A 25,552-nucleotide genomic window follows, 5' to 3' on the forward strand; every position below is an offset into this window, starting at 1 on the left:
TTTCATTCCAGTTCGTCTGTTTTGTCGAGGATGGGTTTTATGGCAACCATTACCACCAGCATGGTGCTCCTGCGCTGGCCGTTGTTGAGCGCGGTTTTGATGTTCCTGGCCAGCACGTTAAACATTCAGTTTCGAAAGTCCGACTATGCAGGTCTTGCTGTGATTAGCACCCTGTTAGGGTTGGGCGCCGCATGCTGGTTCGCGACAGGTTTGCTTGGCATTACGCTGGTAGACATTGCCGCCGTCTGGGAAAACATTAAAGTGGTGATGGTTGAAGCCATGAGCCACACTCCGCCAGACTGGCCGATGGTGATTACCTGATAGCCTGTTATAAAAAAACCCAGACATTGTCTGGGTTTTTTGTTTTTCACGCGTCTGGATATCAGAACGGGATATCGTCGTCGAAATCCATTGGCGGTTCGTTAGACGGTGCCGGAGCAGACTGCTGCTGCGGACGGGACTGCGCGCCGCCGCTGAACTGGTTGCCGCCCTGAGGCTGCTGAGGCTGACCCCAACCACCCTGCTGCTGATTCTGACCGCCACCTGCCGGTGCGCCACCGCCCTGACGGCCACCCAGCATTTGCATGGTGCCGCCCACATTCACCACCACTTCCGTGGTGTACTTCTCAGCGCCGGATTGGTCGGTCCATTTGCGGGTACGCAGCTGGCCTTCGATATAGACCTGAGAACCTTTACGCAGATACTCACCGGCCACTTCGGCCAGTTTGCCAAACAGCACAACGCGGTGCCATTCGGTCTGCTCTTTCATTTCTCCGGTCGCTTTATCACGCCAGGATTCGGAAGTAGCCAGCGTAATGTTGGCAACTGCGCCACCACTCGGCATGTAGCGTACTTCCGGGTCCTGGCCCAGATTACCGACGAGAATCACCTTGTTTACGCCTCTGCTGGCCATGTTCGTGTCTCCTGAATACGTTTCTTAATAGTGTAAACGCGCGAGTGTACCATTTCCATGCTGCACTTTGATAGTTGCGTAGCACGTTCCAGAGTTCTCCCGCGAACTCGACATTGTTACACAGTGAATCAGAAAATGCATTCCAATACTGTATATTCAAACAGGTCATTTTGTGTCATAATTAGCCGTTTCTGACAGCCGTTTGTCCTTCAAACAAATCAGGCAATCCGTGTTCCAACCGGGAAAGGTGAATGGATAAGATCGAAGTTCGGGGCGCCCGCACCCATAATCTCAAGAATATCAACCTCATAATCCCTCGCGACAAACTCATCGTCGTGACCGGGCTTTCGGGGTCTGGCAAATCCTCACTGGCTTTCGACACTTTGTATGCCGAAGGACAGCGTCGTTACGTTGAATCGCTCTCGGCGTACGCGCGTCAGTTCCTGTCGCTGATGGAAAAACCGGATGTCGACCACATTGAAGGGTTGTCCCCTGCTATCTCCATTGAGCAGAAATCCACATCGCATAACCCGCGCTCCACGGTCGGTACCATTACCGAAATCCATGACTACCTGCGTCTGCTGTATGCGCGCGTGGGCGAGCCGCGCTGCCCGGACCACGACGTCCCGCTGGCGGCCCAGACCGTCAGCCAGATGGTGGATAACGTACTGTCGCAGCCGGAAGGCAAACGCCTGATGCTGCTGGCGCCGATCATTAAAGAGCGTAAGGGCGAGCACACCAAAACGCTGGAGAACCTGGCAAGCCAGGGCTATATCCGCGCCCGTATCGACGGCGAAGTGTGTGACCTGTCCGATCCGCCAAAGCTGGAGCTGCAAAAGAAACACACCATCGAAGTGGTGATTGACCGCTTTAAGGTACGTGAAGATCTGGCGACGCGTCTGGCGGAGTCCTTTGAAACGGCGCTGGAACTCTCTGGCGGCACGGCCGTGGTCTCCGATATGGACGACCCGAAAGCGGAAGAGCTGCTCTTCTCCGCCAACTTTGCCTGCCCGATTTGCGGCTACAGCATGCGCGAGCTGGAACCGCGCCTGTTCTCGTTCAACAACCCGGCGGGCGCGTGCCCGACCTGTGACGGCCTGGGCGTTCAGCAGTATTTCGACCCGGACCGTGTGATCCAAAACCCGGAACTGTCGCTGGCGGGTGGCGCTATTCGCGGCTGGGATAAGCGTAATTTTTACTACTTCCAGATGCTGAAATCGCTGGCTGAGCACTATAAGTTCGACGTTGAAGCCCCGTGGGCCAGCCTGAGCGCGAACGTACATAAAGTGATCCTGTTCGGTTCCGGCAAAGAGAATATTGAGTTCAAGTACATGAACGATCGCGGTGACACTTCCGTGCGTCGCCACCCGTTCGAAGGGGTGTTGCACAACATGGAGCGCCGCTACAAAGAGACCGAATCCAGCGCGGTGCGTGAGGAGCTGGCGAAGTTCATCAGCAACCGCTCCTGCGCCACCTGCGAGGGTACACGTCTGCGTCGCGAAGCGCGTCACGTGTTTGTCGAAAACACGGCACTGCCGACCATCTCAGACATGAGCATCGGCCACGCGATGGACTTCTTCAACAACCTGAAGCTCTCCGGTCAGCGCGCGAAAATCGCTGAAAAAGTGCTGAAAGAGATCGGCGATCGCCTCAAGTTCCTCGTGAACGTCGGTCTGAACTACCTGACGCTTTCCCGCTCGGCTGAAACGCTGTCCGGCGGTGAAGCCCAGCGTATCCGTCTGGCGAGCCAGATTGGCGCGGGCTTAGTCGGCGTGATGTACGTGCTGGATGAGCCGTCTATCGGCCTGCACCAGCGCGACAACGAACGCCTGCTCGGCACGCTGGTTCACCTGCGTAACCTCGGCAACACGGTAATCGTGGTCGAGCACGACGAAGATGCGATCCGCGCCGCGGACCACGTGATCGATATCGGCCCGGGCGCAGGCGTACACGGCGGCCAGGTGGTCGCGGAAGGGACGCTGAAAGACATCATGGCGGTGCCCGAGTCGCTGACCGGCCAGTACATGAGCGGCAAGCGCAAAATTGAAGTGCCGAAACAGCGCGTGGCGGCGAACCCGGAAAAAGTGCTGAAGCTGACCGGGGCGCGCGGCAACAACCTGAAGGACGTGACCCTGACGCTGCCTGTCGGGCTGTTTACCTGCATCACCGGCGTGTCCGGTTCCGGTAAATCGACGCTGATCAACGATACGCTGTTCCCGATTGCGCAGACGGCGCTGAACGGCGCGACGCTGGCCGAGCCTGCGCCGTACCGCGACATTCAGGGGCTGGAGCATTTCGACAAGGTTATCGACATCGATCAGAGCCCGATTGGCCGTACGCCGCGTTCCAACCCGGCGACCTATACCGGCGTCTTTACGCCCGTACGTGAACTCTTTGCCGGCGTGCCGGAAGCGCGTTCACGCGGCTATACGCCAGGCCGTTTCAGCTTTAACGTGCGCGGCGGCCGCTGTGAAGCGTGCCAGGGCGACGGCGTAATCAAGGTTGAGATGCACTTCCTGCCGGATATCTACGTGCCGTGCGACCAGTGCAAAGGTAAGCGTTATAACCGCGAAACGCTGGAGATTAAGTACAAAGGCAAGACCATCCACGAAGTGCTGGATATGACCATCGAAGAGGCGCGCGAGTTCTTTGACGCCGTCCCTGCGCTGGCGCGTAAGCTGCAAACCCTGATGGATGTGGGTCTGACCTATATTCGTCTGGGGCAGTCAGCGACAACGCTGTCCGGCGGTGAAGCGCAGCGCGTGAAGCTGGCGCGTGAGCTGTCCAAACGCGGTACCGGTCAGACGCTGTATATTCTGGATGAGCCGACCACCGGCCTGCACTTTGCGGATATCCAGCAGCTGCTGGACGTGCTGCACCAGCTGCGCGATCAGGGCAACACCATCGTGGTGATTGAGCACAACCTGGACGTGATTAAAACCGCTGACTGGATTGTCGATCTCGGCCCGGAAGGCGGCAGCGGCGGCGGTGAAATCCTCGTCTCCGGTACGCCAGAGACCGTTGCAGAGTGCGAAGCCTCGCACACCGCGCGCTTCCTCAAACCGTTGCTGTAATCGTCACACGGAGAGCTGCTGTCGGATCGTTTCCGGCAGCAGTTCAACCGCCTGTAGATACGACGCATCCACCAGGTAGTAAATTTGCGAATCTGGCAGCGAGCCGTCGAGAAACACCGTACTCCAGTGCGCTTTATTCAGATGCTTACTTGGCCTGACATCATCGTGCTGCTGGCGCAGTAAGTCGGCCAGTTCCGGACTGGTTTTCAGTGATGCCGCAGGCCGCGCATCCACCTCTTTCACCATCGCGAACAGCACATCACCCACTTTGATCTGCGTGGCTTTCCAGTCGCTGTGAACGCTTTGTTCCGCACCCGGCTTGTTCATGCAGTACTGAAGTATCTCCGAAATTGTCATCTTTATTCCCCTTGTAGCGTTGCGATAATTTTACGCGAACCACCGTGAATGCGATGTTCTCCCAGCCAGATCCCCTGCCACGTTCCCAGCTGTAGCCGTCCGTTGTGGACCGGCAGCATCAGCGAGACGCCCAGCAAAGAGGATTTGATGTGCGAAGGCATATCGTCCGCCCCCTCGTAATCATGCTCATACGGGGCGTTATCCGGGACGCTCTTCAGAAAATGGTGCTCCATGTCGGACCGGACGGTGGGATCGCAATTTTCATTGAGCGTGAGAGAGGCGGACGTGTGCTGAAGCAGCAGATGCAGTAAACCCGTTTTGACGCGCGACAGGTCGCGGATTTGCCCGATGACTTCGTCCGTCACAAGGTGAAATCCGCGTGGTTTAGCGCTTAAGGTCAGGGTCTGTTGGTACCACATGTGCTGCTCCATTATGAAAGGTGAATCTTTCTAAGTGTGCAGCAAGAAAGCGAAAGGTAAAACCCGCGCAGCGAGATTTGATTAAAAAAGCATTCACCCCGCCGTTAATGCGTCAGTATTCAGAGTTAACGATCACCTCTTCACCAAATTTTCCGGCCATCGGCAGCGGTCGGTAGGTGGAGTTCGAGGCGCGTAACACCCTGATGCCTCTGGCTCCCACGTCTTGCGCCGCGGTGATGTCGTTATCTGAATCCCCGTAGAACACTTTGATATTTTTCTTTTCCAGCCACTGGGTTTTGGTGTTTTGCCCTTCGTGGTCCCCGGCAAAAATGACCGGGTTCATGCTGGCCGCCGGGATCAGGAAATCATCCTGTAGCGTTTTCGAGACGGTTTCGGTTTTGGTCTGGCTACGTCCGGTCACGAAGTAAATGCTGTCGCCGCGCTTTACGTGCATGGCGATCAGCGCGCGGGCAACCTCTTTCGGGATACTGAACTCATCCCAGCCGTTGTTCATCTTTTCCCAGAATTCCGGGTTTTTCAGATAGGCTTCGCTGTCCGGGGAGTACGTTTTTTTGCCGCGCCAGAAACCGGGGCTGGAGAAGAGAACGGTATCGTCAATATCGAAGCCCACGGCTATCGGCGGGCGACCCGTCAGGCTATTTTCGATTTGTGCCACTGAAACCCAGTGAATGGGGGCCTGTTCGGCAAGAATGGCGGCGGTGGTGCCGGTGTAAAGCGGCGTGGGTGCAGAAGCCCGTGCAACAACGGCGCTATTAAGCGAGAACAATAAGCAGGCGGCGCTGAGCGCCAGTGTGATCTTGCGCATATTTTCCCCTGAATATTCAGTTTGTTATCTTTTTATTTTGAGCGGATGGTCAAAAAACTATCCGACCATAACCCCAGCGGTAGGGGAAGGAAAGGAGTTTTTACTTATGGGGCTGAATAAAAAGAAGACGATCACAAAGCGCAGAAGAAACGTGTAGGTCCGGTAAGCGAAGCGCCACCGGGCAATGACTGGCACCGACGCGAACAAAAAAGCCGGGTGGCGGCTACGCCTTACCCGGCCTACATACAGTATGCAAGTAAGTGAATGCTTACATTACGGATGCAAACGCCTGCGCCACGCGCTGGACGTTGCTGGCATTCAGACCCGCCACGCACATACGGCCGCTGGCGATCAGGTAGACACCGAACTCTTCGCGCAGGCGATCGACCTGCGCTGCGCTCAGTCCGGTGTAGCTGAACATCCCGCGTTGCTTGAGAAGATAATCAAAGTTATGCCCAGGCACGGCCTCTTTCAGGACGTTAACCAGTTCCTGACGCATCGACAGGATGCGCTTACGCATCGCTTCCACTTCCGCAAGCCAGGACGCTTTCAGCGTTTCGTCACCGAGAACTGTCGCCACCACCTGCGCACCAAAGTTCGGCGGGCTGGAGTAGATACGGCGGACCGTCGCTTTCAGCTGACCGAGTACGCGTCCCGCGGCTTCGGCGTCTTCACACACCACGGACAGGCCGCCAACGCGCTCGCCGTACAGGGAGAAGATTTTTGAGAACGAGTTGCTGACCAGAGCGGGAAGCCCCGCGCTGGCAATCGCGCGAATGGCATAGGCGTCTTCCTCCATGCCCGCGCCAAAGCCCTGATAGGCGATGTCGAGGAACGGGATCAGGTTACGCGCCTTCAGTATCTCGATCACCGCATCCCACTGGGCATTGGTGAGGTCCGCACCGGTCGGATTATGGCAGCACGGATGCAGCAATACGATACTGCGCTCCGGCAGGGTGTTCAGTTTTTCCAGCAGCGCATCAACGCGCACGCCGTTGGTTTCGCTGTCGAACCACGGATAGGTCGCCACCTTAAAGCCCGCGCCCTCGAAGATCGCAACGTGGTTTTCCCACGTCGGGTCGCTGACCCACACGCCGGAATCCGGGAAGTACTTTTTCAGGAAATCTGCGCCTACCTTCAGCGCACCCGAGCCACCCAGCGTCTGGATAGTCGCCACGCGCTTTTGCGCGAGCACCGCGTGGTCCGCACCAAACAGCAGCGGCGCGATAGTGTTGCGGTAGGTGTTTAATCCTTCCATCGGCAGATAAAGCGAAGCACCGTGCGGGGTTGCGTTCAGACGCGCTTCAGCTTCGGCAACGGCTTTCAACTGAGGAATGATGCCGTCTTCGTTGTAGTAAAGACCAATGCTGAGGTTCACTTTGTCGCTGCGAGGATCTTCTTTGAAACGCTCCATCAAGGAGAGGATAGGGTCGCCGGCGTAGGCGTCTACTTTCTGAAACACGCGATGTTCTCCGGATTATTATGAGGCAGGGCATTCAACAATAAACCGGAAGCGGAAGAAGATCGAGGGGATGTTAACAGAAGCGGGATGCATCGCATCCCGCTCATGCTTAGTCGACGTATTTCATTGCGACCCTTGAAGTAAGGCGCGTGATAAGTTCGTAAGCACTCACTTTTGTTATTTCAGCAATACGCTCTACCGGCAGGCCTTCACCCCACATCACCGCATCGTCCCCCGCTTTATCCTGCGCGTCGGGCCCAAGATCAACACAAATCATGTCCATCGCCACGCGACCGACAATCTTGACTTCGCGTCCATTGACCAGCACCGGCGTCCCAGTTGGCGCGGCGCGGGGATAGCCGTCGCCGTAGCCCATCGCCACCACGCCAAGACGCGTGTCGTGCTCGCTGGTCCAGGTGCCGCCGTAACCCACCGGCTCTCCCGCTTTGTGCTCACGCACGGCAATCAGCTTTGAAACCAGCGACATAACCGGCTTAAAGCCAAAGTCCGGCCCCCAGGGTTTGTTCTCCAGCGGCGAAACGCCATAAAGAATGATGCCCGGACGCGCCCAGTCGAAGTGCGACTGCGGCCATAGCAGGATCCCGCCGGACGCCGCAATGGAGCGCATCCCCGGTTTGCCTTCGCAGAAGGTGTTGAAGATATCAAGCTGCTGTTCCGTTGCGCCGCATTCAGGCTCATCGGCGCGGGCAAAGTGGCTGACGATATTCACTGGCTGACGCACATTTTTGCACTGACTCAGACGCTGATAAAACGCCTCCGCGCTTTCCGGCCGCACGCCCAGACGGTGCATGCCCGTGTCGAGCTTCATCCAGACGGTGACCGGCTCGCTCAGTTCAGCCGTTTCCAGCGCGGCCAGCTGTTCTTCGTTATGCACCGCCGTGTGCAGGTGCTGATCGGCAATGGTCGGCAGGTCCGAGGCTTCAAAAAAGCCTTCCAGGAGCAGTATCGGTTGTGTAATTCCACCTGCGCGCAGGCGGAGAGCTTCTTCGAGACGGGCGACGCCAAAAGCGTCGGCATCGGGGAGCGTTCGCGCGGTCTCAAGAAGACCGTGTCCGTAAGCGTTCGCTTTCACGACTGCAACGAGCTGACTGGCGGGCGCCAGTTCTCGCAGACGTTGCAGGTTGTGTCGCAGAGCGCGGCGGTTAATAACAACAGTTGCCGCTTGCATTTGAATTCCTTAGAAATTACTCATCATCATATTGAGGACCGGCATAGTTGTCGAAACGCGACCACTGGCCGTTAAAGGTCAGACGTACCGTACCGATGGGGCCGTTACGTTGCTTACCAATAATAATTTCGGCGATCCCTTTCAGATCGCTGTTCTCGTGATAAACCTCATCACGGTAGATGAACATGATTAAGTCGGCATCCTGCTCGATGGAGCCGGATTCACGCAGGTCGGAGTTGACCGGGCGCTTGTCTGCACGTTGTTCCAGAGAGCGGTTAAGCTGCGATAGCGCCACCACCGGCACGTGCAGCTCTTTTGCTAACGCCTTGAGCGAGCGGGAAATCTCGGCAATCTCCAGCGTACGGTTGTCGGAAAGCGACGGAACGCGCATCAGCTGAAGGTAGTCGATCATGATAAGGCCGATGCCACCGTGTTCACGGGCGATACGGCGCGCGCGGGAACGCACTTCCGTCGGCGTCAGGCCGGAGGAGTCATCGATATAGATGTTCCGTTTTTCCAGCAAAATCCCCATGGTGCCCGAGATCCGCGCCCAGTCCTCATCGTCCAGCTGGCCGGTACGGATGCGGGTCTGATCCACACGCGACAGGGACGCCAGAGAACGCATCATGATCTGTTCAGAGGGCATCTCAAGACTGAAGATAAGCACCGGCTTATCCTGCAACATCGCCGCGTTTTCGACGAGGTTCATCGCAAATGTCGTTTTACCCATCGACGGACGCGCCGCGACGATAATCAAATCCGATGGCTGAAGACCTGCCGTTTTCTTGTTGAGATCGTCATAACCGGTGTTCACCCCCGTCACGCCATCGTGCGGCTGCTGGAAAAGCTGCTCAATACGCGCAACCGTGGCGTCGAGCACATCGGCGATATTTTTCGGGCCTTCGTCTTTGTTCGCACGGCTTTCGGCGATTTTAAAGACGCGGGATTCCGCCAGGTCGAGCAGATCTTCGCTGGTGCGCCCCTGGGGATCGAAACCGGCCTCGGCGATCTCATTCGCCACCGAGATCATCTCGCGGACAACGGCACGTTCACGAACGATATCAGCGTAAGCGCTGATGTTCGCGGCACTTGGCGTGTTTTTTGACAGTTCTGCCAGATAGGCAAATCCGCCGACGCTGTCGAGCTGTCCCAGACGCTCCAGCGATTCTGCGAGCGTAATCAGGTCGATAGGGCTGCCCGACTCCTGCAAACGCGCCATTTCCGTAAAGATGTGGCGGTGCGGGCGGGTATAGAAGTCTTCCGCGACAACGCGCTCGGCGACGTCGTCCCAGCGTTCGTTATCCAGCATTAAACCGCCCAACACCGACTGTTCCGCTTCAATCGAGTGCGGCGGGACTTTTAACCCGGCGACCTGATAATCACGCTCACGAGGTTCAGTCTGTTTGTTGAAGGGTTTGTTTCCTGCCATAGTGAATGGAGTTACCGAGATAAAGAGTGGGTCGAAAGATTACCACATTCTGGAGGAAGCATGGCAACACGTATTGAATTTCACAAGCATGGTGGCCCTGACGTACTCAAAGCGGTGGAATTTACCCCCGCTGCGCCTGGCGAGAACGAAATCCAGGTGGAAAACAAAGCGATCGGCATTAACTACATCGATACCTATATTCGCGGCGGCCTCTATCCGCCTCCGTCGATGCCAAGCGGACTGGGCACCGAGGCGGCCGGTATCGTCAGCAAAGTGGGCAGCGCGGTTAAGCACATTAAGGAAGGCGATCGCGTGGTGTACGCGCAGTCGGCGCTGGGCGCTTACAGCTCCATCCATAACGTTCCGGCCGAGAAAGCGGCGCTTCTGCCAAATGCGATCGGCTTCGAGCAGGCTGCCGCCTCATTCCTGAAAGGGCTGACGGTCTATTATCTGCTGCGCAAAACCTACGAAATTAAGCCTGACGAGCAGTTCCTGTTTCACGCAGCCGCAGGTGGCGTGGGGCTGATTGCCTGCCAGTGGGCGAAAGCCCTGGGCGCGAAGCTGATCGGCACCACAGGCAGCGCGCAAAAAGCGCAGCGCGCGCTGGACGCGGGCGCATGGCAGGTGATCAACTACCGGGAAGAGAGCATCGTTGAGCGGCTGAAAGAGATCACTGGCGGCAAAAAGGTCCGCGTGGTGTATGACTCGGTGGGGAAAGACACCTGGGAATCTTCGCTGGACTGCCTGCAACGTCGCGGGCTGATGGTGAGCTTCGGTAACGCCTCCGGGGCAGTCACCGGCGTCAACCTGGGCATTCTGAATCAGAAAGGGTCGCTATATGTCACTCGCCCTTCCCTGCAAGGTTACATCACCAACCGGGAAGAACTTGAGGAAGCCAGCAACGAGCTGTTCTCGCTGATCGCCAGTGGGGTAATTAAAGTGGATGTGGCAGAGGCGCAGAAATATCCGCTGACCGATGCGCAGCGCGCGCATGAGGTGCTGGAGAGCCGGGCAACGCAGGGATCAAGTCTGTTAATTCCCTGAGCCATAAAAAGAAATTGGGCTTCCCGTGGGAAGCCCTTTCTTTTTTTAGTTCGGCTGTATGTAGGGTACAGCTCGATGAATTCTTTAGCGGCAGCCATAGTGACAGATTCGATAAGTAAATCCTATTCTGTTCTAAGGATTGCTGCCGGAAAAGTTGCAGGTATGTGACGTACACCTCAATACCTTAGTAACGGAAGCGGTTATTACGCTGATAAGTGGGCAGTTTTGGTGATTTAATCGCCCGTATCGCCCATACCACCGCAATCGCCAGAAGTAACCACGGCAAGAGTTTAATCGTCAGGGCAAATAAACCGCCAACAAACATCACCACCGTGGCCACGACGAGCGCGGCCAGGATACCGAGCAGCGATACGCCCGTGACCATCAGCATGATAAAGAAGCCAATCACAAAAAGTAGTTCCAGCATGGTGCTCTCCCACGAGTTCCCGAATGATGCTGCGATCGTTACAAGAAACATGCCAAAAATAAGTCGTTGTTCTGAAAGCAAAACGCCCCGCAATGTGTTGCAGGGCGTGGCGTATTTGACCATCTTTTAGCGAAATTTAACGTTTATCCGCAACCAGACGCAGCGCGTGTTCCAGGACCTCAATATCCGCACCGGCCTTATGCGCGTTTTCGCTGAGATAACGACGCCACTGCCGCGCACCAGGAATGCCCTGGAACAGGCCAAGCATATGGCGGGTAATGTGGCCCAGATACGTACCATGACTCAGCTCGCGCTCAATGTACGGATACATGGCGCGCACTACTGCCACGGGATCGGTGTCAGCACCGTCAACGCCAAAGATTTCCCGGTCAACCGTCGCCAGAATGCCCGGATTCTGATACGCCTCGCGTCCGACCATCACGCCATCCATATGTTCGAGATGCGCTTTGGCCTCGTCCAGCGACGTAATACCGCCGTTGATCGACATGGTCAGGTGCGGGAAGTCGCGTTTTAGCTGGTACACGCGCGGGTAGTCCAGCGGCGGGATCTCGCGGTTTTCTTTCGGGCTGAGGCCAGAGAGCCAGGCTTTACGGGCGTGGATGATAAACATCTCGCATTCACCCTTCCCTGATACGGTGTTGATGAAATCACACAGAAACTCGTAGCTGTCCTGGTCGTCTATGCCGATACGGGTTTTGACCGTAACCGGGATAGAGACGACGTCGCGCATCGCTTTGATACAGTCCGCCACCAGATGTGCATTACCCATCAGACACGCGCCGAACATACCGTTTTGCACACGGTCGGACGGGCAACCGACGTTGAGGTTAATCTCGTCATAGCCGCGTTCTTCAGCCAGCTTCGCGCACTGCGCCAGCGCAGCCGGATCGCTGCCACCCAGTTGCAGCGCAACCGGATGCTCCTCTTCGCTGTACGCCAGATAATCGCCCTTGCCGTGAATAATTGCGCCGGTAGTGACCATTTCGGTGTACAGCAGCGTATGGCGGGAGAGCTGACGCAGGAAATAGCGGCAGTGTCTGTCCGTCCAGTCGAGCATTGGCGCAATGGAGAAACGGTGTGCAGGGAAAGCGGTCTGGAATTCTGACGACATGGCGAAGTTTTAAGCATCTGGTGGAAAAGGGGCGCTACTATAGCACAAAGAAAAGCCGGAGGCGCAGCGCCTCCGGTGTACTTTAGAACGTCATGCTCAACTGTGCCCCTGCACCCCAGGTCTCGTCTTCGCCATAAAGCCCCATCAGGTCAACGTGGACGGAGTTGAACGGCGCGAAACCGACACCGCCGGTAAAGACGTTGCTGTCGTTCCCTTTCATATCCGCACGATAACCGGCACGTACTGCCAGCCAGCTCAGTGGCGTGACTTCGGCACCGACGCCAACGTACTGGGAGGTGTCTTCGCTTTTAAAGCCCTTGGTTTCGGTCAGATCGCCATCTGCGGTCAGCGTGACCAGATCGTTGTGCCAGGCGGCCCCGGCAGTGACCAGCGGACGGATCTGATAAGTGTCTTTATAACTCACCACCTCTCCCGTACGCCCGTTGCGGATGCGGATATCTTTGGTATCGATATCGCGCGACATCAGGTTTTGCCCGCTCACGCCGACCGTCCAGTTTTCACCGAAATCAGCAGCAATACCGGCATCGACGTTGAAGCCAGTGTCGTCGGTACGGTAGCGGCTGTCGTTCCACTTATTACTGTCGTAATCGTAGATTGAAGTGGTGTAGTTATAGAGCCAGGTTTTTTGCAACTTCGGCGTGACGCCAACGGAAACCGGAACGCCGCCAAGATCGAACTGACGGGCCACCGCAATACCGTAGTCGGACACAATCGCCGCCCGACCAGACGCCGTAGAGTTAAGGTTTTTGGTGATCTGATCGGTACCGTTTAGCGCGGCATCCAGCGCCACACCGGCAGCCACCGCATCGCTTCGTTGTATACCGCGCAGATAATCAATGTCCTGCTGATCGATTGAAGAGCTGACCCGGCCATGGGCATAGCCTTTTGCCATAAAGGCCACGGAAAGAATATCGTTAGGGATACTGACGGCAATCCCCGCCCCTGCGGTGGCGTGTGCGGTCTTGCCTTTCAGGTAGTCCAGTTCATCAGCGAGATCTTTCGCTGCGCCCTGGAACTGATTGATCGAACCTAATGGATTGGTGATAACTTCAATGGGGGTCAGACTATCAACCACATCCTTGTAATGATTGATTTTGTCGTTAATGGTATCAATCTCGTCCTGAAGATTGTCTTCATCGGTCACCTGCACGCCAACGGACGGCAAAATGACCGTCACATCATCCTCTGGCTTAGATTTTGCCAGTAACGCGGGGTTGATTAACGCCCCGCTGCCATAGCTCCCTGCCGCGACACCCGTTCCGCCCATTGCGTCGCTACGCGCTTCCGTCCAGGTATTGGCTGCTCCCGCCTGATTTGCCATAAAAAAGGAGACAGCGATGCTAACCATCGAAAATTTAAAATGTTTTTTCACAGTGTGCTCGTAAATAGTTTGTTATTAGTTAACCCTGTCTGTTATCACCCAAACAGGAACGAACTATTGCTGTGAATAAGTGCAAAAAGACCCGCTATTTCCTTAAGTTAAATTCCATCCCGGCCTGTTGTAATATGTGACGACCATCAATATTTATAGAAGAGGAAATTATTTTCGCCCAGGTTTTCCATCGTGCGGCCCAAAAAACTGAGGCGGATGGTCGACCCAGCGGTCTTCGCGCGTCGCGGCATACACCGGATTGAGCGGATAGTAGATGCGGTTATGTTTTTTATTGGCCTCACCCACCACCAGTAAGCGCACCTCTTCATCGGTATTGTTGATAAAGGTATGACACACGCCCGTCCCGGCTGGAAATCCCACGCTGTCTCCGGGTTCGAGCTTCCATAAATAGCCATTGATCCAGGCCTCAGGGTAACCCTCCAGAACGTAAACAAACTCCTCTTCGTCGCTTTCCGCATGCGGATAAGACGTACGGCGTCCGGGTGGCAGCCGTTCATGGTGAATACCAATGCGGCCGAGACCCAGCCTGCGGGCCAGCGGCGCGCCAACAGAAAAACGTTCGTTACTGTCAGGATACGTTGCGTCATCAGCGCCTTCCACGTCCCGCCAGTGCCGAATACAGTCAGGTCTTTTCATTTTGCGATCTCCTGATTTGCGATGCGTCAGGTATAGCACAGCCTGGCGGATCTCGGTGTTTTTAGCAGAACATGATAAAGTGAATGTTTTCACCCCTTACCATATCCGAGGTGCCCGATGGACAAGTCCACAAAAGAGCTGTTAGCGCAAGCTGAAAAGCTGTGCGCGCAACGCAATGTGCGCCTGACCCCGCAGCGCCTTGAGGTACTGCGTCTGATGAGCCTGCAACAGGGTGCCATCAGCGCCTACGATCTGCTCGATCTGCTGCGTGAAAGCGAGCCGCAGGCAAAACCGCCGACCGTTTATCGGGCGCTGGATTTTCTGCTGGAGCAAGGGTTTGTGCATAAAGTGGAATCAACAAACAGCTATGTGCTGTGCCATCTTTTTGACCAGCCAACTCACACGTCCGCCATGTTTATCTGCGATCGCTGTGGTGTGGTGAAGGAAGAGTGTGCGGAAGGTGTGGAAGATATTATGCATACGCTGGCAGCCAGAATGGGCTTTGCGCTGCGCCATAACGTGATTGAAGCCCACGGCTTATGTTCTGCCTGCGTGGAGGTTGAGTCATGCCGCCATCAGGATGCCTGTCAGCACGATCACTCTATCCTGGTGAAGAAAAAGCCGCGTTAAAGCCAAAGAAAAAGGCGGCTCAGGGCCGCCCTTGGGGATAGTGCCGGTTACCAGCGGTAGTCGTTACGGGTTTCCCAGTCTTTGACTTCATTTTCCGCCTGATCTTTTTCGTAACCGTAGCGCTCCTGGATTTTACCTACCAGCTGATCGCGCTTACCTTCAATGACGGTCATATCGTCATCTGTCAGCTTACCCCACTGTTCTTTCGCTTTACCTTTGAATTGCTTCCAGTTGCCGCCGATTTCGTCTTTATTCATAATCGTGTCCTCGTGTTAAGCGTCTATGAGTATCGTCCGCTTCGTTCTTTTCTGCTGGACGTGATTATTATTGTAGTTAAGGATTCGGCAGTTGTTTTTATATTCGGAATCTTTAACCGTTACGATATATCGTGCGGGGCTGGAAACCAGGTATTGTTTCGCCAGTGACGATGCCAGATAACGGCCAGCGAAAGGCCACGCAGTGAGAGAAACACCGCCAGCGCCAGCCACAGACCATGATTGCCGAGATACGGCAGGGTTAGCAGCGTCAGGCCGAACCCCGCCGCCGCGACGGCCATGCTGTTGCGCATCTCCGCCCCTCGCGTCGCACCAATAAACATGCCGTCCAGCAAATAGCACCACACGCCCACCACCGGTAATACTACCTGCCAGAGGATGTAGCGATCGGCCAGCTCACGTAGCGCGGGCAACGAGGTGAGTAGCGCGACAATATGCCCACCAAAACAGGCGTACACCAGAGCAAAGACCAGCGCTACCAGGCCCGCCTGACGACAGGCAGCACGCCAGACTTCACGTAACTGGCCGCTTTCACGCGCGCCATAGGCCTGCCCTGAATGCGCCTCCACGGCGTAAGCAAAACCATCCAGCGCGTAAGCGGTAAAGGTCAGTAATGTCATAAGCACTGCGTTGACGGCAACGATCTCAGGCCCAAGACGCGCACCAAAAACGGTTAATGCACCAAAGCAGAGTTGCAGCAGAAGCGAACGGAGCATGATGTCGCGATTAAGCGCCAGCAGCTTACGAATGTTGCCGCGCCAGGCCGATTTCAGCAGATCCAGGGTGATACCGCGCATCGCCAGCACGCGCCAGACCATCCCCAAACCGATCAGCAGCGTACCGTACTCGGCAATCGCCGTGGCCAGCGCCGCGCCCCGGACGTTCATGTGCAGCCCCATCACCAGCCAGAGATCGAGCACAATATTAAGCAGGTTGCCCACCACCAGTAGGATCACCGGCGCGCGGGCGTACTGCACGCCCAGCAGCCAGCCCAGCAGGACCAGGTTTGCCAGTGAAGCGGGCGCGCTGAGCCAGCGAATTTCGAGGAACCGCCGGGCCTGTTCCAGTACGGCATCGCTGCCGCCTACAATATGGAGCGCAAGATCAATCAGCGGCGTACGCAACAGAACGATTAACGCGCCGGCACCGAATGCCAGAATGAGCGGCTGAACCAGCGCACGCGCCAGACGCAGGGGATCTTTTGCACCATACGCCTGGGCCGTCAGGCCTGTCGTACTCATGCGCAGAAAAAGCAGCAGCATAAAGAGGAAGCTGGTCGCCGTTGCGCCGATCGCGACGCCGCCAAGATAATTCGGCGAATCGAGATGCCCGATAACCGCCGTATCCACCAGCCCCAGCAGAGGAACGGTAATATTGGAAAAAATCATCGGTAGCGCAAGACGCCACAACGCCTTATCGGCAGAAGTTAGCAATGCCATGGAAATTACCGGAATCAGAAAACAGGCCAGGCTGTAGAGGAACTACAGCCTGTCAGGAAGAGATTACAGCCATTCACCGTTGCGGATAACGCCGACCGCCAGCCCTTCAATAGAGAAGCTCTGCTCGCGGAGATCCACCACAATCGGGGAGAATTCATTATTTTCAGGCAGAAGCTGCACGGTATTGCCTTGTTTTTTCAGGCGCTTAACCGTCACTTCATCATCAATGCGCGCCACCACGACTTGCCCGTTACGCACATCCTGCGTTTTGTGTACCGCCAGCAGATCGCCATCCAGAATACCGATATCTTTCATGGACATTCCGCTAACGCGCAGCAGGAAATCGGCGCTCGGCTTGAACATGCCTGGGTCAACCTGATAGTGCCCTTCGATGTGCTGCTGCGCCAGCAGAGGTTCACCTGCGGCAACGCGGCCCACCAGCGGAATACCGCTCTCTTCTTCCACAAGCAGACGAATGCCGCGTGAGGCGCCGGAAACAATCTCAATCACGCCCTTACGCGCCAGCGCTTTAAGGTGCTCTTCGGCAGCATTAGGAGAACGGAAGCCCAGACGCTGCGCAATTTCTGCACGCGTGGGTGGCATACCCGTCTGGCCGATATGATCCCGAATGAGATCAAACACCTCTTGCTGCCTGGTCGTTAACGCTTTCATACCGCCCCCTGGGTGTATATACAGTTATGCTGTGAGTATATACAGTCAAAGGCGATTTTGGAACCAAAAACTGCACAAAAAACCAGGGACTTAATTATTCCTCGAGGCTCATCGGAAATGCGACCAAAGCAGCGTGACCCAGGTGATCGCCGCAGTGATAATCGCCAGCAGTACGGCAGCGGAACCCATGTCTTTCGCCCGGCCAGACAGTTCATGGAATTCCGACCCGATTCGATCAACTACGGCCTCAATAGCGCTATTCAGAATTTCCACTATCATCACCAGAAGGACAGATCCGATGAGCAGTACGCGGGTGATAGCATCAACATCAAGGAAGCAGGCGATGACAACGGCAACGATTGCGGCAACCGCTTCCTGGCGGAAAGCGGCTTCATTAACCCATGCCGCGCGGAAACCTTTCCATGAATAACCGGCAGCTTTAATGATTCGAGTTAACCCAGTGGTATTATTGGCCATTAAAAGAACCTTTTATGATAAATAGCGTCTGTAACTAAAGCCGCAGCGCGTTTTGCTGCAACCTGAAGTATGACGGGTAACAACAGAAATTTTGCGCGCTTTCTGTTATCCTTGCGCCGCAATTGCATTATTAACCAGAGGCTTTACATCGTTTATGTCCGGCTGGCCACGAATTTACTACAAATTACTTAATTTACCATTAAGCGTCCTGGTAAAAAGTAAGTCTATCCCAGCAGAACCTGCGCTGGAATTAGGGCTCGATACGTCGCGCCCTATTATGTACGTTTTGCCTTATAACTCGAAGGCAGACCTGCTGACGCTTCGCGCTCAATGTCTGGCGCACGATTTACCTGACCCGCTTGAACCGCTGGAAGTCGACGGTACGCTGCTGCCGCGCTACGTGTTCATCCATGGCGGGCCGCGCGTGTTCACCTATTACACGCCGAAAGAAGAGTCCATTAAGCTGTTCCATGATTACCTCGATCTGCACCGCAGCAACCCCGATCTGGACGTGCAGATGGTGCCGGTGTCGGTGATGTTTGGCCGTCGTCCGGGGCGCGAAAAAGGGGAAGAGAACCCGCCGCTGCGTATGCTCAACGGCATTCAGAAGTTCTTCGCCGTCTCCTGGCTAGGACGCGACAGCTTTGTCCGCTTCTCACCTTCCGTTTCACTGCGCCGCATGGCGGATGAACACGGCACTGACAAAATCATTGCGCAAAAGCTGGCGCGCGTTGCGCGTATGCACTTTGCACGTCAGCGTCTGGCGGCCGTTGGACCACGTCTCCCGGCACGTCAGGATTTGTTCAACAAGCTGCTGGCTTCCAAAGCGATTGCCCGTGCCGTAGAAGACGAAGCGCGCAGCAAGAAAATTTCGCACGAGAAAGCTCAGCAGAACGCGATAGCGCTGATGGAAGAGATCGCCGCGAATTTCTCCTACGAGATGATTCGCCTCTCTGACCGTATCCTTGGCTTCACGTGGAACCGCCTCTATCAGGGGATTAACGTCCACAACGCCGAGCGCGTACGTCAGTTAGCGCACGACGGCCACGAGATTGTCTATGTGCCCTGCCACCGCAGCCACATGGACTACCTGTTGCTCTCTTACGTGCTCTATCACCAGGGGCTGGTGCCGCCGCATATTGCTGCCGGTATCAACCTGAACTTCTGGCCAGCAGGCCCGATTTTCCGCCGTCTGGGTGCGTTCTTTATTCGTCGTACCTTTAAGGGTAACAAGCTTTACTCCACCGTCTTCAGGGAGTATCTGGGCGAGCTGTTCAGCCGCGGTTATTCCGTGGAGTACTTTGTTGAAGGCGGTCGCTCGCGTACCGGTCGTCTGCTCGATCCGAAGACCGGCACGCTGTCGATGACCATTCAGGCCATGCTGCGTGGCGGTACGCGTCCTATCACGCTGGTGCCTATTTACATCGGTTATGAACACGTGATGGAGGTGGGCACCTACGCGAAAGAGCTGCGCGGTGCGACCAAAGAGAAAGAGAGTCTGCCGCAGATGCTGCGTGGACTGAGTAAACTGCGCAACCTCGGCCAGGGCTACGTGAACTTTGGCGAGCCCCTGCCGCTGATGACATATCTGAACCATCATGTTCCGGAGTGGCGCGAGTCTATCGATCCTATCGAAGCGGTACGTCCGGCCTGGCTGACGCCAACGGTCAACGGCATTGCATCCGAGCTGATGGTACGCATCAACAATGCTGGTGCGGCAAACGCCATGAACCTGTGTTGTACTGCGCTTCTGGCCTCCCGCCAGCGTTCACTGACCCGCGAACAGCTGACCGAGCAGATTGACTGCTACCTGGATATCATGCGCAACGTGCCGTATTCCGTTGATTCGACCGTGCCGTCTGCCACCGCCAGCGAGCTGATCGATCACGCGTTGCAGATGAACAAGTTCGAAGTCGAGAAAGATACGATTGGTGACATCATCATTCTGCCGCGCGAGCAGGCCGTGCTGATGACCTACTACCGCAATAACATCACGCACATGCTGATGCTGCCGTCGCTGATGGCGGCCATTATTACCCAGCACCGCCGGATTTCGCGTCAGGAGCTGCTGCGCCATATTCAGGCCATCTACCCAATGCTGAAAGCGGAGCTGTTCCTGCGCTGGAGTAAGGATGAACTGGCGGCAGAGCTCGATAAAATGACGGCAGAGATGCATCGTCAGGGGCTGATTACCATCAGTGATGATGAACTGCATATCAATCCGTCACGTTCCCGTACCTTGCAGCTTCTGGCTTCCGGTGCGCGTGAGACGTTGCAGCGCTACGCCATTACCTTCTGGTTGCTGAGTGCAAATCCGTCCATCAACCGCGGTACGCTGGAAAAAGAGAGCCGGACGCTGGCCCAGCGCCTTTCCGTTCTGCATGGCATTAACGCCCCGGAATTCTTCGACAAAGCGGTATTCAGCTCCCTGGTGCTGACGCTGCGCGACGAAGGGTACATTAGCGATACGGGCGATGCCGAGCCGGAAGAGACGATGAAGGTTTACCAGATGCTGGCAGAGCTGATTACCGCGGATGTGCGTTTGACGATTGAGAGTTCGACGCAGGGCGAATGATGCTAAAGCCGGGTGGCGCTAACGCTTACCCGGCCTATATGTTCCGCTAAATCGTAGGCCGGGTAAGGCGAAGCCGCCACCCGGCTTTTTTATCACCAGTAACTCATCGCCAGGCCCAGAAACAGCACCAGCCCGACGTAGTTATTATTCAGAAACGCTTTAAAGCAGGCTTCACGCTCGCGCTTCGCGATCAGCTTCTGCTGATACGCAAACAGCAGCCCCGCCACCAGTACGGACCAGTAAAACTCCCAGTTCAGCCCGTTCAGGCGACCAATCGCCACCATCAGCGCCAGCACCGCCACCTGCAATATGCCGATGATAAGTTTGTCGTGACGACCAAACAGGATCGCCGTCGATTTGATGCCAATCTTGAGATCGTCATCGCGATCGACCATCGCGTATTGGGTATCGTACGCAACGGCCCAGAGAATATTCGCCAGGAACATCAGCCAGCAGCTGAGCGGAACGGACTCGCTGACCGCGGCAAACGCCATGGGAATCGACCAGCCAAATGCCGCACCCAATACCACCTGCGGCAGATGGGTGTATCGCTTCATGAACGGGTAAACCCAGGCCAGCGCCAGAGCAGCAACTGACAGCAGAATGGTCATGGTGTTAAGGGTTAACACCAGCATGAATGAGAGCAGCACCAGCACCACGAACAGAATGCGCGCCTCTTTCCCGGTCACCTGACCGCTCGGCAGAGGACGATTCGCGGTGCGCTTAACATGTCCATCAAATTTCCGGTCAGCATAGTCGTTAACCACACAGCCCGCAGCGCGCATCAGCCAGACGCCCGCCACAAACACCGCCAGGATCCACAGCGGCGGCACGCCCGGCGTGGCAACCCACAGCGCCCATAAGGTCGGCCACAGCAGCAGTAGCGCGCCAATGGGTTTATCAGTACGCATCAGGCGGTGATAGGCCAGCAGCTTATTCTGCGTCAGACTCCACTCCATTTTTTCTCCCTCTTAGTACAACGGCGATGCAGGCAAAAAGAGTTCCGTCAGTATTAACGGCTTGCCACTCAAACGAAGGCGGGAACGGCGCCCCCACAAATCGGCATCGCAACCAATTTCAATAAAATCACGGGTCAGTTCAGACGAGGTGAACAGATAGCGCCCCAGGGGCGTTTTGCCGAGGCGTTGCAATGCCAGCTCCGGCCCGGAAAGTGTAGACTCAGGAACCACCGTCCGCCCGGCAAGCCACGGCTCGCCATCGGCACACAGTAAAATTTCACGCAGCCAGTAGCGTTCTTCCTGCGGCAGCAGCGGCAGCTCGCTGGCAATCTCCGCAGGCGAGACAAACCCTTCCTGAATCATCGTCACCGTGACCGTTTTACCCTGTTGCTCAAAACGTTTTGTCATGGAATCTTCCAGCAGCAGCCAGTCCAGTTGCTCCGGGTCAAGCGCGGGTATTTGGTCGAAATAGCGTAGCGCACGCAGCTGCGTTAGCGCGGGGTGTGACATGCCAGACTCTCCGATACATAAAGTAAAGGCATTGTATCGCAGATTGGCAAAATGAGGACGGACAAACCAAATTTAGCGATCACTATCGCAACAATGGTGCAACTTAGCCAAAAAAAGTGCGCCCGTGAAGGCGCACTAAACGACTAACAAAATCAGCACTGTGGGGAGACGGTTACCCCTTGCCTTTTACACTGCTGATAAAGGTGGAACGGGCAGTGGTTGAACCTAAACGCTCGGCTTCATCAAGCAGTTTCAGCGCTTTATCGACATCGCCGTTTTTAACCGCCTGCTTGATGGCGTTGTTAAAGTAAGTTTCAGTATCGTTAAGCACGGGCTCGGCTTTTTTCGCCGGGGCCGGGGCTGCGGCCGGGGCTGCGGCTGGCGCGGCGTACACAGGCGCGGCAGTATTACCCACCGTTACCGGACCCGGGCCAGATGAGCCAAACAGCGGGCCTACGAGTACGCTGGAGGCGCTGTTGGTGGAGACTTTCAGCTTGATCAGACCATCGGTAGTATGACGGGCAAGCGGGTCCGGAATATCCGGGACAGAGTTCCCCGTGCCTTTCGCATAGGCTTTTGCCGGGTCAACAAGCTTCGTTGTCTGTTGCAGATCTTTTTCAGTCGTGAACACCAGGACATAAATCTTCTGCTGACCCAGGGCTGGCGTCAGGCGCATAACGCCTTCCAGCCGATCGGCACTCATGACGCCAGGCTCCTGATAGCTGAAATAGTCGCTTGGGAAGAACGCGGATGGCGTCATGTTCTGATCGAGGATCAGCACGTTAGGCGCGAAGACGCTGGTCTGTTTATTGACTTCACTGGTCAACGTCAGGGTCAGCTCGCCGATATTCGCCGGCACGCTGAAAGCCGCGACCGGACCGCTGATACCCGGCACGTTCAGTGACTGGCCCCCCGCTGAAAGCTGGGTAGTTTGTGTTTTCGATTGATCAACTGGCGTCCACACCAGTTGCTGAAGTGCCGCAGCCGGAATAGCTGGCGCAGCGCTGGTATTTTGAGGAACAAAATTCACATCTGCAAAGGTGACCGCAGGCGCACAGGCCAACAGCCCCGCAGAGAGGCACAGCGCGACGAGACTTTTCTTCATTTTCATTGTTATTACCTCTGATAGCGTGAGCACTGCGGTGGCCAGGCAATAGCGCGCAGCACCCTAAGGAGAGAGGGGCTTGCGCCCCTCTTTTCAGGTCATTACGTCAGGCTTGACGAATTACCACCAGATTTCCATCTGGGCGCCGAAGGTCCACTCATCGTTGTCGCCACGGCTGAAGGTTTTCGCGGAGGTGTCGCTATACGCTACGCCAGAGGTGTAGCCCGTATCGCCGTTGTTCGCGTAGCCCCATTTCTCATCCCACTTCGCGTAGGTTGCGAAGACACGGATAGCCGGACGGGACCAGATGCTGTCGCCTGCCTGCCATTGCTGTGCCAGGGTGATTTTGTACTGGCTGTTTTTGTCGTCAGTTTTCTGAGACTTAACGTTGTCGTAGCCCACTTCCAGCAAGGTGCTCATGATCGGCGTCCATTTGAACATTGGACGAACACCCACGGTCCACCACTCGGTACCGTTGTTGTTGTCACGATCGATGTTCTGGTACATACCGACGTACATCAGGTCCCAACGGTCTGCCAGGGTGATTGCACCGTGATCCAGCACGCGCCACATAGAGCCGTCGTTATCGATGCTGCCGCCCTGTGGAATACCTTTACCGTTAGAGGTCATGGAATCCGTACCGTATTGCAGTACGAACTTGTTGAAGCCTTTCATCATGCTCTGGGTGTGTTCAGCGGTGAACAGCCAGCCATCTTTAGAGGCGCCAGGTTGCAGGTAGTAGTCGTCAGGAATGTTGGTATGACCGTAGTCAACGCCCAGCTCCAGCGTACCGCCCGGGTTGGTTTCCAGACCGGCTAAGCGAACGTCGAAGACATCGTTTGGTACAATATTGTCATAAACACGGTCGCCGTCCGCATCACGATCGGCGAAGGTTGCAGAACCGCCGGACTCAGAAGAACGGGTCGCTGCCAGAGAGAGTTTACCAAAGCCCAGATCGATGTTTTCAATACCGGCACCAGGACCAGAGATATCCCAGTAGTAGAAGTCGATCATGTGTACGTCATGACGCTGATAGAAGCGCTTACCGGCCCAGATGGTAGAGCCTGGCAGCCATTCAATCAGGTTTTTACCCTGCACGTTAGCTTCACGGAAGGCCGGGCTGGTGGATTCCCAGTCATTCTGTTGAGAAACGGAGTACGCTACGTTGGTGTCGAAATAGAAGCTCTTGTCGCCTTCTTTCCACACTTCCTGGCCCAGTTTCAGTTCGGCGTAGGTTTCACATTCGTTACCGAGACGGTATTTACTTTGTGCGCCTGTTGCCTGGAAACATTGTTGTTCACCGCCACTTCCGGTCCAGCCAATGCCGGAACGAGCATAACCTTTAAAGTCTACGGCGCCCGCCTGGGCAGACAGGATGCCTGCCGCAATGGCGACAGCCAGAGGGACTTTGCGCAGAGTAATCATTATTCTATCTCCTGAGATCATTGCTTTTCTTTGTAATTGGAATGCTTAAACGCCTGGCTCTTTGTGCAACCGACGACATGCAGTGCCATCCTCACGGAACAGATGGCAACGCTCTGGCGGCAAACCGATAGCGAATGTGGCACCCTCTTCTACCAACACCACGTCATTCTGGCGGTAGACCAGGTTCTGACGGATGGCGGGGATCTGGATATGAATCTGTGTTTCGTGACCAAGCTGTTCGACGACCTGAACTTCACCTTCCAGCGTCACATCAGCGATGTGGCTCGGCAGTAAATGCTCAGGGCGGATACCGAGGGACATATTGGCCCCCACCTGTACGTTGGCGCTGTCGACCGGCAGCCAGACTTGCTGACGGTTTGGCAGCTCCACCTGTACCTGTTCGATTGCCGTCGCGGTCACTTTTACGGGCAGGAAGTTCATCTTTGGCGAGCCAATGAAGCCCGCAACAAAGCGGTCTGCCGGGTAGTGATACAGCTCCAGCGGTTTGCCCACCTGCGCCACGCGACCGGCGTCCAGCACCACGATTTTGTCGGCCAGCGTCATCGCTTCGACCTGATCGTGGGTGACGTAAATCATCGTGCGTCCAAGCCGTTTGTGCAGACGGGAGATTTCGATACGCATCTGGACGCGCAGGGCGGCATCCAGGTTAGAAAGCGGTTCATCGAGCAGGAACACGCGCGGCTCGGCCACCAGCGTACGGCCGATCGCCACACGCTGACGCTGACCACCGGAGAGCGCCTTCGGTTTACGCTCCAGCAGATGTGCCAGCTGGAGCACTTCCGCCACCTGGGTGACGCGCTGGTTAATGGTCTCTTTTTTCGCGCCGGCCAGCTTCAGGCCAAAGGACATGTTCTCGGCAACGGAAAGATGCGGATAAAGGGCATAAGACTGGAACACCATGCCCACGCCGCGTTCAGCTGGCGGGATGTCGTTCATTCGGGTATCACCAATAAATAAATCGCCACTGGTGATGGTTTCAAGACCGGCAATCATACGCAGCAGAGTCGATTTACCACAGCCTGATGGACCCACGAACACCACAAACTCACCTTCGTGGATGTCCAGATTGATGTCTTTTGACACCACTACGTCGCCCCAGGCTTTCGTTACATTACGCAGCTGTACGCTCGCCATGCCCTTCT

The 25,552-nt window shown here is 55.9% G+C and carries 25 protein-coding genes; 5 read left to right on the forward strand and 20 right to left on the reverse strand.

The genetic code is table 11. The annotated features are described in order from the left end of the window. Positions 1 to 39 precede the first annotated feature (39 nt). A complete protein-coding gene (locus SK54_RS00295; protein WP_003860282.1) occupies positions 40 to 321 on the forward strand; it encodes a YjcB family protein in 282 nt (93 codons plus the stop codon). A gap of 61 nt (positions 322 to 382) precedes the next feature. On the opposite strand, the gene ssb1 is transcribed toward SK54_RS00295, so the two are convergent. Then, on the reverse strand, positions 383 to 913 hold the full coding sequence (gene ssb1 / locus SK54_RS00300) for a single-stranded DNA-binding protein SSB1 (protein ID WP_006177466.1): 531 nt from the start codon (positions 911 to 913) through the stop codon (positions 383 to 385). A 251-nt stretch (positions 914 to 1,164) separates the two neighbouring features. Here ssb1 and uvrA point away from each other — a divergent pair, with 251 nt between their 5' ends. After that, a complete protein-coding gene (gene uvrA, locus SK54_RS00305; protein WP_015570187.1) occupies positions 1,165 to 3,987 on the forward strand; it encodes an excinuclease ABC subunit UvrA in 2,823 nt (940 codons plus the stop codon). A gap of 3 nt (positions 3,988 to 3,990) precedes the next feature. On the opposite strand, the gene SK54_RS00310 is transcribed toward uvrA, so the two are convergent. The 6 genes from SK54_RS00310 to dnaB form a co-directional block, all read right to left on the reverse strand. After that, entirely contained in the window at positions 3,991 to 4,344 is a 354-nt protein-coding gene (locus tag SK54_RS00310; RefSeq protein ID WP_039272020.1) for an MmcQ/YjbR family DNA-binding protein, read from the reverse strand. A 2-nt stretch (positions 4,345 to 4,346) separates the two neighbouring features. Beyond that, positions 4,347 to 4,763: a secondary thiamine-phosphate synthase enzyme YjbQ gene (locus SK54_RS00315; RefSeq protein ID WP_017382627.1), complete on the reverse strand. Its 417-nt coding sequence runs from the start codon at positions 4,761 to 4,763 to the stop codon at positions 4,347 to 4,349. A 112-nt stretch (positions 4,764 to 4,875) separates the two neighbouring features. After that, the gene (aphA, locus tag SK54_RS00320) at positions 4,876 to 5,589 is read right to left on the reverse strand and encodes an acid phosphatase AphA (RefSeq protein WP_015570184.1); all 714 of its coding nucleotides are present in this window, start codon (positions 5,587 to 5,589) and stop codon (positions 4,876 to 4,878) included. Positions 5,590 to 5,857: 268 nt separating this feature from the next. Beyond that, positions 5,858 to 7,051, reverse strand: a complete 1,194-nt coding sequence (gene tyrB / locus SK54_RS00325; RefSeq protein ID WP_017382625.1) for an aromatic amino acid transaminase — start codon at positions 7,049 to 7,051, stop codon at positions 5,858 to 5,860. 109 nt (positions 7,052 to 7,160) lie between these two features. Continuing rightward, positions 7,161 to 8,240 (reverse strand): alanine racemase, encoded by a 1,080-nt coding sequence (gene alr / locus SK54_RS00330; RefSeq protein ID WP_023295763.1) that lies wholly within the window; start codon positions 8,238 to 8,240, stop codon positions 7,161 to 7,163. A gap of 16 nt (positions 8,241 to 8,256) precedes the next feature. Beyond that, entirely contained in the window at positions 8,257 to 9,669 is a 1,413-nt protein-coding gene (gene dnaB, locus SK54_RS00335; protein WP_003860298.1) for a replicative DNA helicase, read from the reverse strand. A 60-nt stretch (positions 9,670 to 9,729) separates the two neighbouring features. Between dnaB and SK54_RS00340 the strand changes: the two genes are divergently transcribed. Continuing rightward, positions 9,730 to 10,713 carry a quinone oxidoreductase gene (locus SK54_RS00340; RefSeq protein WP_003860300.1) on the forward strand — a complete coding sequence of 328 codons (984 nt, stop codon included), beginning with the start codon at positions 9,730 to 9,732 and terminating at the stop codon, positions 10,711 to 10,713. A gap of 184 nt (positions 10,714 to 10,897) precedes the next feature. On the opposite strand, the gene pspG is transcribed toward SK54_RS00340, so the two are convergent. From pspG to SK54_RS00360, 4 genes are all read right to left on the reverse strand, one after another. Then, positions 10,898 to 11,140 carry an envelope stress response protein PspG gene (gene pspG / locus SK54_RS00345; RefSeq protein ID WP_017382623.1) on the reverse strand — a complete coding sequence of 81 codons (243 nt, stop codon included), beginning with the start codon at positions 11,138 to 11,140 and terminating at the stop codon, positions 10,898 to 10,900. Positions 11,141 to 11,276: 136 nt separating this feature from the next. Beyond that, positions 11,277 to 12,272, reverse strand: a complete 996-nt coding sequence (gene dusA, locus SK54_RS00350; RefSeq protein WP_015570180.1) for a tRNA dihydrouridine(20/20a) synthase DusA — start codon at positions 12,270 to 12,272, stop codon at positions 11,277 to 11,279. A gap of 82 nt (positions 12,273 to 12,354) precedes the next feature. Continuing rightward, positions 12,355 to 13,641: a conjugal transfer protein TraF gene (traF, locus tag SK54_RS00355; RefSeq protein ID WP_198920890.1), complete on the reverse strand. Its 1,287-nt coding sequence runs from the start codon at positions 13,639 to 13,641 to the stop codon at positions 12,355 to 12,357. A 192-nt stretch (positions 13,642 to 13,833) separates the two neighbouring features. Then, positions 13,834 to 14,322 carry a cupin domain-containing protein gene (locus SK54_RS00360; RefSeq protein WP_017382621.1) on the reverse strand — a complete coding sequence of 163 codons (489 nt, stop codon included), beginning with the start codon at positions 14,320 to 14,322 and terminating at the stop codon, positions 13,834 to 13,836. Between the two features lie 117 nt (positions 14,323 to 14,439). On the opposite strand from SK54_RS00360, the gene zur reads away from it, so the two are divergent. Next, positions 14,440 to 14,952 carry a zinc uptake transcriptional repressor Zur gene (gene zur / locus SK54_RS00365; RefSeq protein ID WP_006810484.1) on the forward strand — a complete coding sequence of 171 codons (513 nt, stop codon included), beginning with the start codon at positions 14,440 to 14,442 and terminating at the stop codon, positions 14,950 to 14,952. Positions 14,953 to 14,999: 47 nt separating this feature from the next. Here zur and SK54_RS00370 read toward each other — a convergent pair whose 3' ends face one another. The 4 genes from SK54_RS00370 to SK54_RS00385 form a co-directional block, all read right to left on the reverse strand. Continuing rightward, positions 15,000 to 15,209: a CsbD family protein gene (locus SK54_RS00370; protein ID WP_003860314.1), complete on the reverse strand. Its 210-nt coding sequence runs from the start codon at positions 15,207 to 15,209 to the stop codon at positions 15,000 to 15,002. Between the two features lie 119 nt (positions 15,210 to 15,328). Further along, on the reverse strand, positions 15,329 to 16,666 hold the full coding sequence (gene dinF, locus SK54_RS00375) for an MATE family efflux transporter DinF (RefSeq protein WP_032620641.1): 1,338 nt from the start codon (positions 16,664 to 16,666) through the stop codon (positions 15,329 to 15,331). A 63-nt stretch (positions 16,667 to 16,729) separates the two neighbouring features. Continuing rightward, complete coding sequence (lexA, locus tag SK54_RS00380; protein ID WP_003860318.1) at positions 16,730 to 17,338, reverse strand: transcriptional repressor LexA; 609 nt, start codon at positions 17,336 to 17,338, stop codon at positions 16,730 to 16,732. Positions 17,339 to 17,446: 108 nt separating this feature from the next. Then, entirely contained in the window at positions 17,447 to 17,815 is a 369-nt protein-coding gene (locus SK54_RS00385) for a diacylglycerol kinase (RefSeq protein WP_017382619.1), read from the reverse strand. A gap of 154 nt (positions 17,816 to 17,969) precedes the next feature. On the opposite strand from SK54_RS00385, the gene plsB reads away from it, so the two are divergent. Beyond that, on the forward strand, positions 17,970 to 20,390 hold the full coding sequence (plsB, locus tag SK54_RS00390) for a glycerol-3-phosphate 1-O-acyltransferase PlsB (protein ID WP_003860322.1): 2,421 nt from the start codon (positions 17,970 to 17,972) through the stop codon (positions 20,388 to 20,390). 92 nt (positions 20,391 to 20,482) lie between these two features. Here the strand turns inward: plsB and ubiA are convergent, their stop codons facing one another. The 5 genes from ubiA to malK form a co-directional block, all read right to left on the reverse strand. Further along, positions 20,483 to 21,349, reverse strand: coding sequence for a 4-hydroxybenzoate octaprenyltransferase (gene ubiA, locus SK54_RS00395; RefSeq protein ID WP_015570176.1), 867 nt, complete (start codon positions 21,347 to 21,349; stop codon positions 20,483 to 20,485). A 12-nt stretch (positions 21,350 to 21,361) separates the two neighbouring features. Further along, positions 21,362 to 21,859, reverse strand: a complete 498-nt coding sequence (ubiC, locus tag SK54_RS00400) for a chorismate lyase (RefSeq protein ID WP_015570175.1) — start codon at positions 21,857 to 21,859, stop codon at positions 21,362 to 21,364. 172 nt (positions 21,860 to 22,031) lie between these two features. Continuing rightward, complete coding sequence (gene malM / locus SK54_RS00405; RefSeq protein WP_015570172.1) at positions 22,032 to 22,970, reverse strand: maltose operon protein MalM; 939 nt, start codon at positions 22,968 to 22,970, stop codon at positions 22,032 to 22,034. 114 nt (positions 22,971 to 23,084) lie between these two features. After that, positions 23,085 to 24,392 carry a maltoporin gene (locus SK54_RS00410; RefSeq protein ID WP_047728706.1) on the reverse strand — a complete coding sequence of 436 codons (1,308 nt, stop codon included), beginning with the start codon at positions 24,390 to 24,392 and terminating at the stop codon, positions 23,085 to 23,087. 42 nt (positions 24,393 to 24,434) lie between these two features. Continuing rightward, a complete protein-coding gene (gene malK, locus SK54_RS00415) occupies positions 24,435 to 25,544 on the reverse strand; it encodes a maltose/maltodextrin ABC transporter ATP-binding protein MalK (RefSeq protein ID WP_003860329.1) in 1,110 nt (369 codons plus the stop codon). Between the last annotated feature and the right edge of the window lie 8 nt (positions 25,545 to 25,552).

Source organism: Enterobacter sp. MGH120, assembly GCF_001037725.1.
GTDB lineage: Bacteria > Pseudomonadota > Gammaproteobacteria > Enterobacterales > Enterobacteriaceae > Enterobacter > Enterobacter hormaechei_C.